General features: G+C 39.1%; 18 protein-coding genes. 9 read left to right on the forward strand and 9 right to left on the reverse strand.

The window, feature by feature from the left end:
- Positions 1–58: 58 nt before the first annotated feature.
- Positions 59–529, reverse strand: coding sequence for an RNA pyrophosphohydrolase (locus AC1M87_RS08085; RefSeq protein ID WP_035264177.1), 471 nt, complete (start codon positions 527–529; stop codon positions 59–61).
- Positions 530–712: 183 nt separating this feature from the next.
- Between AC1M87_RS08085 and AC1M87_RS08090 the strand changes: the two genes are divergently transcribed.
- The gene (locus AC1M87_RS08090) at positions 713–1,363 is read left to right on the forward strand and encodes an HAD family hydrolase (RefSeq protein ID WP_481593406.1); all 651 of its coding nucleotides are present in this window, start codon (positions 713–715) and stop codon (positions 1,361–1,363) included.
- A 184-nt stretch (positions 1,364–1,547) separates the two neighbouring features.
- Positions 1,548–1,799 carry a DUF2789 family protein gene (locus tag AC1M87_RS08095; RefSeq protein ID WP_035264173.1) on the forward strand — a complete coding sequence of 84 codons (252 nt, stop codon included), beginning with the start codon at positions 1,548–1,550 and terminating at the stop codon, positions 1,797–1,799.
- A gap of 70 nt (positions 1,800–1,869) precedes the next feature.
- On the opposite strand, the gene AC1M87_RS08100 is transcribed toward AC1M87_RS08095, so the two are convergent.
- Together AC1M87_RS08100 and AC1M87_RS08105 are read right to left on the reverse strand one after the other, a co-directional pair.
- On the reverse strand, positions 1,870–2,727 hold the full coding sequence (locus AC1M87_RS08100) for a LysR family transcriptional regulator (protein WP_035264171.1): 858 nt from the start codon (positions 2,725–2,727) through the stop codon (positions 1,870–1,872).
- Positions 2,728–2,857: 130 nt separating this feature from the next.
- Positions 2,858–3,094, reverse strand: coding sequence for a DUF2061 domain-containing protein (locus AC1M87_RS08105; protein WP_035264169.1), 237 nt, complete (start codon positions 3,092–3,094; stop codon positions 2,858–2,860).
- Positions 3,095–3,328: 234 nt separating this feature from the next.
- Here AC1M87_RS08105 and leuC point away from each other — a divergent pair, with 234 nt between their 5' ends.
- From leuC to leuB, 4 genes are all read left to right on the forward strand, one after another.
- Entirely contained in the window at positions 3,329–4,777 is a 1,449-nt protein-coding gene (gene leuC, locus AC1M87_RS08110; RefSeq protein WP_180028647.1) for a 3-isopropylmalate dehydratase large subunit, read from the forward strand.
- Between the two features lie 14 nt (positions 4,778–4,791).
- Positions 4,792–5,442 (forward strand): 3-isopropylmalate dehydratase small subunit, encoded by a 651-nt coding sequence (gene leuD, locus AC1M87_RS08115; protein ID WP_481588649.1) that lies wholly within the window; start codon positions 4,792–4,794, stop codon positions 5,440–5,442.
- A gap of 97 nt (positions 5,443–5,539) precedes the next feature.
- A complete protein-coding gene (locus AC1M87_RS08120; RefSeq protein ID WP_179998722.1) occupies positions 5,540–6,118 on the forward strand; it encodes a hypothetical protein in 579 nt (192 codons plus the stop codon).
- A 30-nt stretch (positions 6,119–6,148) separates the two neighbouring features.
- A complete protein-coding gene (gene leuB / locus AC1M87_RS08125; RefSeq protein WP_179998721.1) occupies positions 6,149–7,228 on the forward strand; it encodes a 3-isopropylmalate dehydrogenase in 1,080 nt (359 codons plus the stop codon).
- Here leuB and AC1M87_RS08130 read toward each other — a convergent pair.
- Complete coding sequence (locus AC1M87_RS08130) at positions 7,221–7,574, reverse strand: hypothetical protein (protein ID WP_481593407.1); 354 nt, start codon at positions 7,572–7,574, stop codon at positions 7,221–7,223. The genes leuB and AC1M87_RS08130 overlap by 8 nt on opposite strands.
- Before the next feature lie 330 nt (positions 7,575–7,904).
- A complete protein-coding gene (gene infA / locus AC1M87_RS08135; protein ID WP_004692529.1) occupies positions 7,905–8,126 on the reverse strand; it encodes a translation initiation factor IF-1 in 222 nt (73 codons plus the stop codon).
- A 228-nt stretch (positions 8,127–8,354) separates the two neighbouring features.
- Here infA and AC1M87_RS08140 point away from each other — a divergent pair, with 228 nt between their 5' ends.
- Complete coding sequence (locus tag AC1M87_RS08140; RefSeq protein ID WP_035264130.1) at positions 8,355–9,362, forward strand: AraC family transcriptional regulator; 1,008 nt, start codon at positions 8,355–8,357, stop codon at positions 9,360–9,362.
- A 48-nt stretch (positions 9,363–9,410) separates the two neighbouring features.
- Here the strand turns inward: AC1M87_RS08140 and truA are convergent, their stop codons facing one another.
- The 4 genes from truA to asd all read right to left on the reverse strand — a co-directional run bounded on the left by truA (position 9,411) and on the right by asd (position 14,557).
- Positions 9,411–10,208 (reverse strand): tRNA pseudouridine(38-40) synthase TruA, encoded by a 798-nt coding sequence (gene truA, locus AC1M87_RS08145; RefSeq protein ID WP_035264128.1) that lies wholly within the window; start codon positions 10,206–10,208, stop codon positions 9,411–9,413.
- An 8-nt stretch (positions 10,209–10,216) separates the two neighbouring features.
- Positions 10,217–11,194, reverse strand: a complete 978-nt coding sequence (locus AC1M87_RS08150; RefSeq protein WP_481593408.1) for an asparaginase domain-containing protein — start codon at positions 11,192–11,194, stop codon at positions 10,217–10,219.
- A gap of 37 nt (positions 11,195–11,231) precedes the next feature.
- Entirely contained in the window at positions 11,232–13,154 is a 1,923-nt protein-coding gene (locus AC1M87_RS08155) for a hypothetical protein (protein WP_481593409.1), read from the reverse strand.
- A 284-nt stretch (positions 13,155–13,438) separates the two neighbouring features.
- Complete coding sequence (asd, locus tag AC1M87_RS08160; protein ID WP_035264122.1) at positions 13,439–14,557, reverse strand: aspartate-semialdehyde dehydrogenase; 1,119 nt, start codon at positions 14,555–14,557, stop codon at positions 13,439–13,441.
- A 186-nt stretch (positions 14,558–14,743) separates the two neighbouring features.
- Between asd and AC1M87_RS08165 the strand changes: the two genes are divergently transcribed.
- Both AC1M87_RS08165 and AC1M87_RS08170 read left to right on the forward strand, forming a co-directional pair.
- Positions 14,744–15,868 carry an endonuclease/exonuclease/phosphatase family protein gene (locus AC1M87_RS08165; protein WP_481593410.1) on the forward strand — a complete coding sequence of 375 codons (1,125 nt, stop codon included), beginning with the start codon at positions 14,744–14,746 and terminating at the stop codon, positions 15,866–15,868.
- Between the two features lie 371 nt (positions 15,869–16,239).
- Positions 16,240–16,489: hypothetical protein (locus AC1M87_RS08170; RefSeq protein WP_481593411.1), on the forward strand; the 250-nt coding region annotated here is incomplete at its 3' end.

A 16,489-nucleotide genomic window follows, 5' to 3' on the forward strand; every position in this document is an offset into this window, starting at 1 on the left:
ATTCAAATAGTCGAAATAAAAATCAAACATTTAAATTCAATGTTTAATATAAATCATGCTATGGCAGATGCATACACAATTCCAACATGGCACGACGGTAAACATCTTTTTTGAAGTTCACCACTTGGCCTAGTGGATACCAATAGCTGACCCATTGCCATTGATCAAACTCTGGCGGATCATTTAAGTTCAACTGAATATGATTCGTTGACGCGACTAATTTCAATAAAAACCATTTTTGCTTTTGTCCGATACACACAGGATCAGAATCTGATCTGATGTAGCGAAGTGGCAAACGATAATGTAACCAACCTTCGGTCTGAGCAATTATTTGGACGTGCTCCGGCAATAACCCGACTTCTTCACGGAGTTCCCTGAAAAGTGCCTGTTCTGGAGTTTCACCAAATTGGATGCCTCCTTGAGGAAATTGCCAAGCATTGTGACCAATGCGTTTTGCCCATAAAACTTGTCCAATATCATTTGCCAAAATGATCCCGACATTCGGTCGGAAACCTTCTGAGTCGATCATTTGGCACCTAAAATTTATTAAATTCGTTGACTTTGGGTTCGGGGGCATCCACTCTCTATGCCCAACTCGAAAAGTTCAAAGTAATAATGTTTTAAAATTGCTATGATCTTAACGAATTTCTATCGACTAGCGGAGATAGATTTACATTTTTTTTCTTAAATTTCAGTTTGAACGAGTAATTTCATGAAATTGGCGTTGTTTGATTTAGATCACACCTTGTTAAATACCGACTCTGACCATTCTTGGGGCGAGTTTTTAGTCAATGAAGGCTTGGTTGATCCAGTTCGACATCGCGCCATGAATGACAAATTTTATGAAGACTACAAAGCAGGACAACTTGATCCAATTGCCTACAACGAATTTGTATTTGAATTTTTAACGCAACATGACAATGAGTATTTGACCGACTTACATCAGCTTTTTATGCAAAAAGTGATTCGACCTCAAATGCGTCCTGAAGGTTATAAAGCGATTCAACGTCATCAAGATGCTGGGCATCAATTAGTAGGGATTACAGCAACATCAGATTTTATTACTGCACCTATTTTTCGTGAATTTGGTATTACAGAAATTATTGCAACCAATGCAGAAGTGGTTGATGGTAAATATACGGGTAAAGTCATTAATATTCCGTGTTATCAAAAAGGTAAATTGGCACGATTAGATCAATGGCTCCAGGGACGAGAAGTTACTGAATCATGGGCATATTCAGACTCCATTAATGATCGATTCTTATTGGAATATGCGGATCATGCGATTGCAGTCAATCCAGATGAGCGTCTTGAAGTATTGGCTAAAGAGCAGGGTTGGGATATCCAAGACTGGTCCATTTAAGACAATTTTATTCTCAAAATTAAAAATTGCTAAAGCCATTGTATCAATGGCTTTTTTTCATTGATCAGCATTGAAATAACTTGAGATGAAATTCAGCATAAATTTACAGACGCTTTCATCCCTTAGTGATACCTTATGCGCAAACAACTAACTTAAAATTAATCAAAATCATAAGGAATACACGATGCTAAATGCAGAGCCAAGAATGACCAACTTATTTGAGCAATTAGGATTAGATTCTAGCGAGCAAGCTATTGCAGAATTTATTGAAACACATCAGTTAGAAGCTGAAACCTTTTTGACTGAAGCAAGTTTTTGGTCTGAAGGTCAACGTCAATTTTTGAAAGAAAAATTATGTTCAGATGGTTCATGGGCATTAATTATCGATCAGCTCAATGAGTCTTTACATGAAGATTCATTGAAGAAAAAAGCTTAAGTAGCTCACTTGTCTTAAAAAGTAAAAAGTCATCTTATTTAGATGACTTTTTAAAGAACGAATGCTGAAATTATTTCATTAAATCAACCAGGGCCTTGGCTGCCTTAGATTGGGTGCGTCCCGGATGCCAAACCATACCCAATTGACGCTGCATTTCTAAATTAATGTCCAGCCTGACTAAGTCTTGATTCACTAAAGTACTTGGTAGGACAGACCAGCCTAACCCAATAGAAGCCAACATGCGAATGGATTCAAGCGGGTTATTACTCATAGACACTTTAGGTTTTAATCCATTTTTTTCAAATTCTGCAAGGGTGATCTGCGCTGTATATGTTTGAGCTGCAGGTAATAAACTTGGGTACTGCATGAGATCTTCAAGGCTTAAATTTTTCATATTTGCCAATGGATGAAAAACTGCAGCAACGAAGACCAATGGATCACTCCATAAAGGAACATATTTTAAACGTTCATCTAGGACTGGGGGTAAGGTTAAGAATGCCAGTTCAAGATCACCCGCTAACACTTTTTCATGAGCTTGTTCTGAATCTACAAAATGCACATCTAATGTCACATCAGGATATTGCTGAACATAGCTTTTTAAATGTTGCGGTAAATGATGTAATCCAATGTGATGGCTGGTACCAACTTTAAGCTTTCCTTTAATCTGATTTTGGTCGTGGCTTAAGGTGTGATGAATATCACCTAGTTCATTTAACCAATTTTTAACTTTAGGAAGCAGGGAATGAGCCGCATGGGTGGCTTGTACACCTCGGCCAGCAGATTCAAATAATTTGACACCAAAATAATCTTCTAAACTATGAATACGTTTGGTGACAGCGGGCTGAGTGATAAATAGTTGATCAGCTGCCATAGAAATCGAACCCGTTTCCATGACTTTTATAAAAGCTTCAAAGGCAGCAAGATTCATAATTTAAACTCGGTTATGAAAATATTATTTAATTATAAAATAAATTTATATCTATTGCGAAGTAATTCTTCATAAACTGTTGCAAAAAAGCCGCATAGTGCGGCTTAGATGAGGAGGATCACAGGTGAAACTATGCGACGATATTTTCTTCCTGTTGTATCGTTTTTTTCTCCCACACGCGTTCGTGAATGAAATAAGCCACGGCTTGTACAGTAGGCTCAAGTAAACTCAAAGTAATTGCCATCCAAATGCTGCCTGTGACAAGGTAGCCTACAATCATGGCTACTGTAATGTGCATAATGTAGTAGCTTAGTGTTTTTTTGAACATGCGTTGATTATCTTCAACAAATTTTTGAATATGTGCCATGTGAACATCCTCAGGTGGTGGTGATCTTGGAGATGGTTAAATGATAAGCATTCTTATTTAATCTGTAAAAGCGAATATTATTTTTAAATTAATCGTTTTTATAGATGGTTTTTGTGTTTACATTGATTCTAAAAAGTTTTTAAACTAATAAAAATGATAAATTAGATTTATGTGAATAGGCCGTTATAATCGTAATTAATGACAGAATTACCCAGTCCAGTGGAGCAAATCGACATGGCAGGCGAAACCCAAAAAGCAGAAACTCAAACAAAAAAAACGTTGTACGATAAATTGTGGGACGATCATTTAGTTAAACAACGCGATGATGGCTCTTCTTTACTTTATATCGATCGTCACTTGTTGCATGAAGTGACTTCTCCACAAGCTTTTGAAGGCTTACAACTTGCAGGGCGTAAACCTTGGCGTTTAAGTGCAAACGTGGCAACGCCTGACCATAACGTACCAACGTCTACGAAAGAGCGTTCTGAAGGGATTGCGGGGATCGAAGATGATACTTCACGTATCCAAGTGCAAACTTTAGATGATAACTGTAAAACATTTAATGTTGCACAGTTTGATATCAACGATGTCCGTCAAGGGATCGCACACGTTGTTGGACCTGAGCAAGGTTTAACTTTACCGGGTATGACGGTTGTTTGTGGTGACTCTCATACAGCGACGCATGGTGCGTTTGGTTGCTTGGCACACGGTATTGGGACATCTGAAGTTGAACATGTATTGGCAACGCAATGCTTAGTTCAAAAGAAAATGAAAAACATGTTGGTACGTGTTGACGGTAAATTAGGTCAAGGCGTAACACCAAAAGATGTGGTTTTAGCGATTATTGGTAAAATCGGTACAGCTGGTGGTACAGGCCATGCCATCGAATTTGGTGGTCAAGTGTTCCGTGATATGTCGATTGAAGGTCGTATGACGGTATGTAACATGGCGATTGAAGGCGGTGCCCGTGTAGGTATGGTTGCTGTAGATGAGAAAACCATTGAATATGTGAAAAACCGTCCTTATGCACCGAAAGGTGAGCAGTGGGATCAAGCTGTAGCTTATTGGAATACTTTACATTCTGATGAGGGTGCACACTTTGATACAGTCGTTGTATTACAAGGTGAAGAGATTGAGCCACAAGTGTCTTGGGGTACATCTCCTGAGATGGTGATTCCTGTTTCTCAAGCAGTACCGACATTAGAACAAGCAAAAGATGATGTACAACGTAACGATTGGACACGTGCTTATCAATATATGGGCTTAACCGCGGGTCAAGCATTGTCTGATATTAAATTGGATCGCGTATTTATCGGTTCTTGCACCAACTCTCGTATTGAAGATATCCGTGCGGCAGCTGAAGTTGCAAAAGGCAAAAAAGTTGCAAGCACGATTAAGCAAGCGATGGTTGTTCCGGGTTCTGGCTTAGTCAAAGCACAAGCAGAAGCTGAAGGTTTGGATAAAATCTTAATTGAAGCTGGTTTTGAATGGCGTGAGCCGGGTTGCTCAATGTGTTTAGCAATGAACGCAGACAAATTACAACCGGGTGAGCACTGTGCATCAACATCAAACCGTAACTTCGAAGGTCGTCAAGGTAATGGTGGTCGTACGCATTTAGTGAGCCCAGCGATGGCAGCAGCAGCGGCAATTGCAGGTCACTTTGTTGATGTACGTTCATTCTAAGAGGAGCAAACAACATGAAAAAATATACCGTTGAACAAGGTATCGTTGCACCTTTAGACCGTGCCAATGTCGATACAGATTTAATTATTCCAAAACAGTTCTTGAAATCAATTAAGCGTACAGGTTTCGGCGCGAATTTGTTTGATGAGTTACGTTATTTAGATGAAGGCTATTTGGGGCAAGACAACTCAAAACGCCCTTTGAATCCAGACTTTGAGTTGAATAAACCACGTTATCAAGGTGCTTCAATCTTGATTTCACGTGCCAACTTTGGTTGTGGCTCAAGCCGAGAACACGCGCCATGGGCTTTAGAAGAATATGGTTTCCGTACCGTAATCGCACCAAGCTATGCAGACATTTTCTACAACAACAGCTTTAAAAATGGCATGTTACCAGTGATCTTGTCTGAAGAGATTGTTGATCAATTATTTAAAGAGTGTGCAGCACAAGAAGGTTATCAGTTAACGATTGATCTTGAAGCACAAGAAGTGCGTACGCCTACAGGCGAAGCATTTAAATTTGAAGTTGATCCATTCAGAAAGCACTGTTTGTTGAATGGTTTAGATGATATTGGTTTAACGTTACAAGCGGCAGAAGACATTCGTGCTTATGAGGAAAGAACTAAAGCTGTTCGCCCATGGGTATTCCAAGAAATCAAAGCGTAACTGATACTTAAAGCTATAGTGCTCTGATTCAAGTCTTGCTAATATCGGTGCAAAATTATTCTTTTAGTTTTGCGCCGTTTGGTGAGGTTGGGCACAAATGAAGGCAAAAGTTTTATTACGCTACGCGTTTTTCGGATTGTCTGTCGCCGTTTTATCCGCTTGTCAGACCGTAGACCGATTACAACTGAAAAAGATTAAAGAAACGCCTGAAACCAGAAATCATGCTTTGATTTATTGCTCAGGAACGCTGAATTGTGAGTTTGAAAGATTCGATGAGCATCCCATTGTTGATGCTCAATCTCGAAGATTAGATCAGCGTGCGATCAAGCAAGGTATCGTGCGATTAAATGCTGGCTCTTTGAAAGATCCGCAAGCCTTATATCTTTCAGTTCCTGCTGGACTGCATGAAGTGGTGGTTCGCTTTTATCCGATTTCAGAGGAAAAAGCAGAAACTATTAATGTTATCCATCGCTTCGAAGCAAAAAAAGATTACCGATTTGTAATGTTTAGAGATCGAAGCAGTGGGAAAAAAAGTTTACTTGATGCTTCTGCACCAGAGCCATTATGTGTTGACTTGTTGCAAGAGCAACAAACCATTCGCCGTTTCTGCAAACCCTATAATGTTCTCAATGGACTAGGTGAGTTTGTGGAACAAAAAAATTTAAAAACACGTTAGTTCATACTAACTTTACAAATGGAAAATCTCATGTCTAAACAAATCTTGATTTTAGCTGGTGACGGCATTGGTCCTGAAATTGTAAAAGCAGCTGAACAGGTCCTCACCCGTGTCAATGAAAAATTCAATCTAGATTTAACATGGGAACAAGGTTTATTGGGTGGCGCTGCAATTGATGCGCATGGTTCACCTTATCCAGAAGTTACCTCTGAACAAGCAAAAAAAGCAGATGCGATTTTGTTAGGTGCTGTGGGTGGTCCGAAGTGGGATACAATTGAGCGCTCAATTCGTCCTGAGCGTGGTTTATTAAAATTACGTAGTGAACTTAACCTTTTCGCTAACTTGCGTCCAGCGATCTTGTATCCTCAATTGGCAGATGCTTCAAGTTTGAAACCTGAAATTGTTTCAGGCTTAGATATTTTAATTGTCCGTGAATTAACTGGTGGTATTTACTTTGGTCAACCACGCGGTATTCGTGAATTAGAGAATGGTGAGAAGCAAGGCTTTAATACCGACGTATATGCAGAGTCAGAAATCAAACGTATTGCTAAAGTGGCGTTTGAAATGGCGAAACTACGCGGTGGTAAAGTGTGTTCAGTTGATAAGGCGAATGTTCTTGAAGTTACTGAGCTTTGGAAACAAACAGTAACTCAGTTACATGCTGAACAGTATGCTGACATTAACTTGTCACATATGTATGTCGATAATGCAGCAATGCAATTGGTTCGTGCACCTAAACAATTTGATGTGATCGTAACAGGTAACTTGTTCGGTGATATCTTGTCTGATGAGGCTGCGATGTTGACTGGTTCAATCGGTATGTTGCCATCAGCTTCTTTAGATGAAAATGGTAAAGGGATGTATGAGCCTTGTCATGGTTCAGCACCAGATATCGCAGGTCAAAATATCGCAAACCCATTGGCAACAATTTTATCTGTTGCAATGATGCTTCGATATACGTTCCGTCAAGAAGCTGCAGCAAAAGCGATTGAAGATGCAGTTGGGAATGTTTTAGACCAAGGTTTACGTACAGCTGACATTATGTCTGAAGGCATGAAGAAGGTTGGGACAATTGAAATGGGTGAAGCAGTTGTTGCAGCGCTTAACTAATTTCAGTTGATTCATTCAAAACGCAGCCTATGAGCTGCGTTTTTTTATTGCCGAGCTTTTGAAAGCGATATTGTTTTTTTAAGCTAAAAACACTTGAGCAAGTCATTACGTTACCGAATGACTGACTTGCTGAAGCTGTCCATACAGGAATCATAAAACTATTTTCATCTCTCATCGAATTTCCCATTGGAATCGAGGTGTTGACTATACGTTCAAAGGTGAAAATGGATCGATCATCTCGAATCTCAAGATTGGGCTTCAGCTTAATGTTAAAAGAATTCAACTCGGTAGTTTCTCGGATATGTTGGATATCTTGTCCTAAAAATTGTGAAACATAAGTATTCATATTTTTTTTGTTCTGAAAATTTGCTGTTTGGCATGCCGTAAACAGGAAAAGTGTAAATATGCAGATGGGCAAAAAACACAATTTATTTAGTGCACGAAATAGTGGGGCAGTACGACGATTTTTTTGTGGTTGAGTGTGTATATGAGCATTGTTTTTATATTTGATTGAACATTAAAAATAAATAGTGAGTTTAATATTCTATAACATCTGAGTATTGATCTTCTCACAAAGACAGACGATTGCTTTAGTAGAATGGATCTCCTGTAGTTCATAAAATAAAAGTACAAAAACAAAAAAAGCCACTCAATGTGGCTTTTCGCTTACTAACACTTAGCGTGCACGGTAAGTAATACGACCCTTAGATAAGTCATAAGGTGTCATTTCAACTTTAACACTGTCGCCAGTCAAAATACGAATATAGTGTTTACGCATTTTACCAGAAATGTGTGCAATTACTTCGTGACCGTTTTCTAAACGTACACGGAACATAGTATTAGGAAGCGTTTCGGTGACAACGCCTTCGAACTCGATAAGTTCCTCTTTATTGGCCATAGCCTACCTGATGATCAAATTGGAAAGGCGCAAATTATAGGCAAAATTTTAGAAAAAAACAAGGTTAAACCAAGTTCAGTCGGCGTTTCTATGGTCAAACTTGTCGAACAAACAAATAAAATTTTTAAACAAAAAAATGCTTAACTATGTTGTCAGTTTGGTCAATCGACTGTAATCTAATTCATAAGTTTTAAGTAAATATTAATAACATACAAGGAAGGGCACTGCGTGAGTCAGCTAACTGATGCTTCGGTTGTTCTACGATTAGGTTATCAAGCAATTCGTCGTGCTGGATTGCCCACAGAAGAAATTTTAACAAAAGCGGGTGTGGCCTTAAATCAAGTAGATCAAAATGCGCGTACGCCTTTAAGCGCGCAGTACGCTTTCTGGGTTGCTGCCGAAGAAGTCAGTAAAGATCCAGACATTGGTCTACATTTAGGTGAGCATTTACCACTTTATCGTGGTCAAGTGATTGAACATCTTTTTATTTCATCTGAAAATTTTGGCGAAGGCCTGAAAAGGGCTTTAGCGTATCAACGTCTAATCAGTGATGCATTTCATGCTAAATTGGTTATTGAAGATGATCGTTGCTACCTAACCAATGGTGAACAACCTTTCTCTGAAAACCTAGTCAATCGTCATTTTTCTGAGTGCGCGATTTCAGGCATTTTAAGATTCTTCAAATTTATTACTGAAGGTCGATTTCAACCTATATATATCGATTTTAACTTTAGCGAGGGTGCTTCAGACGATGAGTATTTCCGTGTATATGAGTGCCCGGTAAGTTTAGGCCAAAAAGAAACGCGACTTTATTTTGATCCTGCAATTTTAGATTATGTACTTTGGCAAGCCGAGCCAGAATTACTTCAACTGCATGAGCAGTTGGCGATTGAAAAATTACAGGAGTTGGCTCGATACGATTTAGTGGGTGAGGTGCGCCGTGCCATTGGTTCTACACTTGAGAGTGGAGAAACAACGCTAGAAACTGTGGCAGCTCAGTTGAATATCACCCCACGTCGTTTGAGAACACAGCTCAGTGAAGCCAATACAAGCTTCCAGCAAATTTTATCTGACTATCGTTGTCGTTTAGCTAAAAAACTTTTGGCAAACACCAATGAAAGCGTAGAGAGAATTGTCTATCTGACGGGTTTCTCAGAACCAAGTACGTTCTATCGTGCCTTTAAACGATGGACCAATGAGACACCTGTTGAATATCGTAAGCGTAAACAGCGCTAAAAAAGTCCCTTCTTATGAAGGGATTTTTTTCAATTCAAAATAAAAAATCTATTCAGGCATGTTTAACCAATGAGGGCCTAGCGGAACTTTAGGCAAGTTAAACTCTTCAGGATAGTGTGCTTGGATAAAGTAAAGGCCGTCAGGTGGTGCTGTGATCCCTGCTGCTTTACGGTCTTCTGCTGCGAATATTTCATCAATATGGTCAATGTCGTACATCCCCTGACCAATTTCCAGTAAACAGCCCATAATATTGCGAACCATGTGATGTAAAAAACCATCTGCTTGGATGTCAAGAACAAGGTAAGCACCGTGTTTGATGAGTTTGCAATGGCTCACATGGCGTACAGGTTGGTTGGATTGACACGCAGCAGCTCGAAAACTTTCAAAGTTATGAGTACCCTCAAATTTTGAGGCTGCAGCAATCATTTTATCTACATCAAGTGGGTAATAAGCATGCGTTACTTGTTTGTGGAGTAAGGCAGGGCGCATGGGGCTGTTATAAACGACATAACGATAACGGCGAGCTTGCGCTTTAAAGCGTGCATGAAAATCACTATCCATTTCTTGAATCCATTGGATGGCAATATCTTTAGGGAGTGTACTGTTAGCCCCCATAAGCCAGCCACGAATTGGACGTATTGCATTTGTGTCAAAGTGAGCCACCATATTTGTGGCATGAACACCTGCATCTGTTCGACCCGCACCATGCAAAATGATGGGTTCATCAGCAATTTTGCTCAACACTTTTTCCATGGTTTCTTGTACGCTCGGCACACCAGGTTGCTGTGTTTGCCAACCTCGATACCGAACGCCACTAAACTCAATTCCGATTGCAAAACGCGGCATTTGAACCTCTAATTTGATGAATCATACCAATGTTGTAACCATTGATCTGTGGAAGGGTATTGTAAATACATTTTTAGAATTTTGGCATAAAGATCGGCATCACTGAGTGTATCGTCTATTAAAATATCAGATGCTTTAATCCAGCTGCTAATAGCATAGCGTTGATCTAATTCTCCAAACATGACCTGACTACTTAATACAATATGGCAGCCTGAGGCGCGAAGCTGCTTCAAAATATCTGTGGTATCCGCATTAATTGCTAAATTGCCAGTTCCATATGCTTGAAGTATGAGTACATGAGGCGGGATGTCGATAAAACGCGTTAAATGCTGATTGAATAATTTGATTTCAATGGGGCGAAGATTCAGATTCGCAATATTGAGTTGTGTCGAGCGTTCAATATGTTGCTCAGTAATGTCGACAAAAGAACTTGATATGGGCTTCATGACATTTGTAAATGCTTCACCACAAAATGCATTTAGTGCCGTGCGATGAGTCTTAACTGCAGTTCTGGCATGAAAAATTTGATGGTTAAAGCATAAGTAAACACCATCAGACACATTTTCCATATATTGGATGGCATGATTCAGATTATCTAAAGCATCGCTCGATGGATGCAAAGATGTCGCTGCATGATTGAGCAGAGGAAATTGGCTACCTGTGATAATGACTCGACACGTATCATGGAGAAATCGAGAAAGAATAGCCGCAGCATAACTCATGGTATCGGTACCATGAATGACAATAAAATTTTGAAATTGTTTAGCTTGTAATTGTTGAATTTGTTGGATTAACAGCAACCAATCACGCGCCGTACATGCACTACTGTCTTTAATCTCATGAGCCTGGACAAACTCGATTTGATTTTGAACGGGCAAAATTTCTTTTAATTGCGGAAAAAAATCGGCAGCAGGCATAGGCGCTAAAGGTTCACCAACGCAACCAAATGTACCACCCATATAGATTAAAGCTATTTTTGAACTCATAAAAAAAGCAGCCTGATTAGACTGCTTCATATTAAGATTAATTGGAATCAGATTCCATGCTCTCTCGGAGTTTTGCTGCACGCATTTTTTGTTCGTCATTGTAATGCGATTCATATTCCGTAATTAATTTTTCTGCTTCATCAAACGCGCCAAATTTAATGTATTGATCCGCTAAATCTAAGTTAAGTTGAATTTCATCAACGTTGAGTAATTCAGGAAAACGTTGTACAAGAGGATCATCAGGACGATTCGGATTCATTTTTATCGCAGATGTTTCATGCGAATGACTCTGTTGCACATCCACGTTTTCATCTGATGAATTGAGGTCAAAATTAAACTCGTTTGTCGGTTCAATTGAGCTTTCTATTGTAGATTTTGAATCAAGATTTTCCTCAAAGTCGAAAGTTACAAAATCTAAATTTTGATCATTCACGCTTTGTTCTGGAACTTTTGCTGAGCTAGATATTTCAGCATCAAAGTTAAAATCATCTGAAAGATCAAAAGTGAGTTCATCCTTAGATGTTGTTTGAGAATGAGGCTGTTCCGACTGATCTGAAAAGCTAAATTCCAATGGATCTATTTCAATATTCAGTTCTTGTGGATTTTTTTCTAATGGAGAAGAGCTCAGTGCTGAATGAGAGAGATCTGTTTTTTCAACCCATTCTTGACTTAAATCAAGTGTGAAGTCGAGATTTTGGATGGACTCATTTTCTGAAGCAAGGTTCTCAGCATCAGTTGAGTGCACTGATGCTGTTTGTGATTTATTTTCAGACTGAAAACTGGAGAAATCTAAATCAAACTCTAAGGGTGCGCGATCTTCAGTCGATTGATTGGTTGTTTCAGATTCAGTCTGTGTTTGAGCATTTGGCTCGAAAGTTAAATCTGTCGTTATAAATTCTAAAGGTGTTTGCTCTTTTGATGCAGGAGTCTTCTCATCATCTTGCTCGAATGGGTGTTGTGAGGTTGGTTGCGGTGTATCTTCCATAAAAAAATCGAGTTCAAAATGCTCGTTTTGCGATGGAGTCTGTTGTTCAGTTGCCTGCTGATTTTCAGCCTGATCAGAAGGGAGCTGGTCAATGATTTCTTCATTGGTTTTATTGAGCGTAAACTCTTCTGCTAAATCCAGCTGTTCTGAGCTAAATACAAAATGAGCAGTAGGTTCAGCAGAGACATGCTCAGTTTCTTCCTCAGGAGTGCTTTTCTTCTCTTTGGCTTGTAAGGGATGTGGGTATTGTTCTGTTTCAAACACAAAGGTTGAGCTTTGAGAAGGAAGAGAAGATTGCTCTGTGGTCTCATTTGTTTCAGTGGGTGTGCTTTCCTGAGTGCTATGTTGTTCATCCTGTGATTTGATGAGATGATCAAAGGCTTGTTCTGATTGAACTGCAGGAATTTCAGTTATAAAACTGGTGCTATGAAACTGTGCAGCATGACGAGGCTGATTCTCGGTGTTCGATATATCCCGTGATTCTTTCGCAATTTCTTTATTCTGTTCCGCTTCTTTTGCAGCTTTAAGTTTGTCTTCAGCTTCATCCGCAATGTAATGTAATCCAGTGGAGCGTAAATAATTACTTAATTGTTTTAAAGCAAATTCATCATTCTGTAGGATGTGAATATCAATCAAATACGAGTAAAGCTCATGTTGTCTAGGATCACGATTCAATGCTTGATTGATTTTTGCTTCGGCTGACATATAGCTTTCTGATTGAATTAAGTATTCAATGCTGGCTTTAAGTTCATCAGCCACTGGTTCGGCACTTAAGTCTTGTGGTGCGCCATGACCGTGCTGTGAATAGGCTTGTTGTGGGGTGGAGCGAGTTTTAGGGCTTTTCTTAGCGCGTTTTACACTCACATTTTTTTTAGATTTTGTTGATCCTGTGTCACCATTTTTTTGTTTATCCTCACGTTTTTTGAGCACCAGTGCGATTAACAGCAAGACGACAAATGGAATGACATACAACATAATTTTTCCCCTTCATTGAATTCAATGAATTTATTGCAAATCTAATACCTGAGTGCTCGAAATATTGGACTGTTTTTAATCTCGATTTTTTATATTCTCAGTTCATCATTATGCATCGATCAAGATGTTCGAAATAAGAAGTGATGAGATTGTAATTTAACTGTTTTTTGTATAGATGTCATAATATTTCCTTTCAAATAGCACTCCAAGTTCTCATCAATTCAAATTGCATAAAAAAAGCCGATCTAATCAGACCGGCTTTTTATTGAAGTAACTATTAAAAATTAAGCATTTTTATAGTCAATCAAGATGCGTAGCATACGGCGTAAAGGTTCAGCAGCACCCCAAAGTAATTGGTCACCAACAGTGAACGCGCCTAAATACTCTTTACCCATATTAAGTTTACGTAAACGACCTACTGGAACAGTAAGCGTGCCTGTTACTGCAACAGGTGTAAGATCAGTCATTGATGCTTCACGTGTGTTCGGCACAACTTTAGACCAGTCATTTGCACTTGCAATGATGTCTTCAATTTCATTTAAAGGAACATCTTTACGAAGTTTTAAAGTCAATGCTTGTGAGTGACAGCGCATTGCACCAATACGTACACAGTGACCATCAATAGGTACAATTTGTGAATTACCAAGAATCTTATTGGTTTCAACTTGACCTTTCCATTCCTCTTTCGATTGACCGCTTTCAAGCTGTTTGTCGATATAAGGAATTAAAGAACCTGCTAAAGGTACACCGAAGTTTGCTGAAGGGAATCCTTCACCACGTTGTAATTCAGCAATTTTAGAGTCGATATCTAAAATTGGAGAACGTGGATCGTCTAATAGATCTTTTGTATTGTTATACAAATAGCCCATACCTGTGATGAGTTCACGCATGTTTTGCGCACCCGCACCAGAAGCAGCTTGGTAAGTCATTGAAGTCGCCCATTCAACAAGATTGTTTTGGAACAGACCACCAAGACCCATTAACATCAATGAAACAGTACAGTTACCGCCTACAAATGTTTTCGTACCTTTTACCAAACCGTCTTTGATCACATTCATGTTGACTGGATCTAATACGATGATTGCTTCATCGTCCATACGCAATGTAGATGCAGCGTCAATCCAGTAACCATTCCAACCATCAGCTTTCAACTTAGGGAAAACTTCAGTGGTATAATCACCACCTTGGCAGGTAATAATGACATCCATTTGCTTCAGACTATTAATGTCTGTCGCATCCATAAGTGCTGGGGCAGTTTTACCACCAAACGCAGGGGCTTCACCACCTGCATTACTGGTAGAGAAGTAGAATGGCTCAAAATGAGCGAAATCATTCTCTTCAACCATACGTTGCATAAGGACGGAACCAACCATCCCGCGCCAACCGACCAGACCTACTTTCATGTCACTTTGCCTCGGTGCGTTAAAATAAAAAAGGGGGTTCGAGTGTATCAAAAGAGTGTATAACTGCAAGTGGTACACAATCAAAACAGCAAATATATTGTGCAATATATCTTGTTTATGTTACATGCAAAACTAATATAAATTTATGAATCATCGAAAAATTAAGAATATATAAAGAGAAGCGCTATGCTATGGATTGAGATACTGGCTGTTGTTGTGATTTGGTTAAGTTTTTGGTCTTTGATTCCGCGTGATGAGTGGTGGTTTCGAGGTGCCGATTTTCCAAGACTACAAATTTTAGCCCTAGGCTTTATCGCATTTATCCTCCTGTTGATTTGGGATGGGGAATGGGATTTAAGACGCCAAGTCATATTTGTTGGATTAATTGCTGCATTAGCATATCAATTGAAGATGGTTTTGCCTTATACCTTAATTTGGAAAAAACAGGTGAAACAGGTCCAACCAAATCAACTTGATCCATCAAAGCAAATCTCTTTAATTGTGTCGAATGTTTTAACACCAAATACAGAATATCATCGTTTGATTGAACAGATTCATCAGCATCAACCCGATATCGTATTGACGCTTGAAACAGACCAAACCTGGCAGAATGAACTTTCAGTCATCGAAGCGGATTATCCTTATCGTGTTCCAGTACCTTTAGATAATCTCTATGGAATGCATCTCTACAGTAAGTTGGAATTGAGTGATACCGAAGTCAAATTCATACTGAGTAATGAGATTCCTTCTATTCATACCACAGTGAAATTACGTTCTGGACAGCCAGTTCAATTATATTGTTTACATCCCAAACCGCCGAGTCCAACTGAAGCCAAAGACTCTACATTACGTGATGCTGAATTGTTGATTGTGGGTGATCAAATTAAAGACTTGGATGAAAGTTGCATTGTCATGGGAGATCTAAACGATGTGGCATGGTCTCGTACCACACGACTATTTCAACGTATCAGTGGTTTATTAGATCCGCGTGTTGGACGTCATTATGTCAATACCTTCCATGCGGACTATCCGCTATTACGATGGTCACTCGATCATGTATTCCACAGCACTGATTTTGCTTTGGTAAAAATGGAGCGATTACCGCATATTGGTTCGGATCACTTTCCTGTGTACGTTGTTTTACAAACTGGACGACAATTTGAGCAAGTACAGCAAGAATTAGAACAGACGGATGCTGATGAGCAAGAGGCTCAGGAGGCGATTCAAGAAGGTATTGCGAAAGCTGAGAAAGAAGAGAAACAAGTGACAGATGAAATTGCGCAAGATTATAAAGATGGCAAACAAGTGTGAATGGATGCGTGTAAGAAATTGCTTACAATGAATGTGTCTGTTGACCCATAGTCACGAAGCGAGCTTAAGCGTAATCTAAGCTTATCGGCACAGGGAGTGGGAATGGAATGATCCCAATATGGAAGACGACGCCGACGGAAAATCATCATGGAGATGATGTAGGAAAGGAAAGCCAATAAAACAATAATATGATTTTTGAAAAGCACAACCTCATCGACCCGAGTTTTACAGGATGTAGAACTCGGGTTTAGTTTATGGTGGATTTAAACGTTTAAATGCATACAGGTCGAATGAATTAAATCTCGTTATTCAGCTCTAATCTTTTATTAATGCTATGATTTGCCAAAATGAAAATATTGAGCAGATGGGGTATGAGTTTGTTTCTTAAAAATATGAAAGACATAACTACAAGCAAATCCTTCGCTTCGATCGTTGTGTTAAATGTACTAATGAGTACCAATGTTTTTGCACAAGAAGCTGATGAAAAAATGATGGATGCGGTTCCATCTCAAGAACAGGTCGCGAACACTGAAGCTAAAGAAGCTAAAGAAGCTAAAGAAGCTAAAGAAGCTAAAGAAGCTAAAGAAGCTAAAGAAGCTAAAGAAGCTAAAGAAGCTAAAG

Source organism: Acinetobacter sp. 24-47-62 (assembly GCF_056779765.1).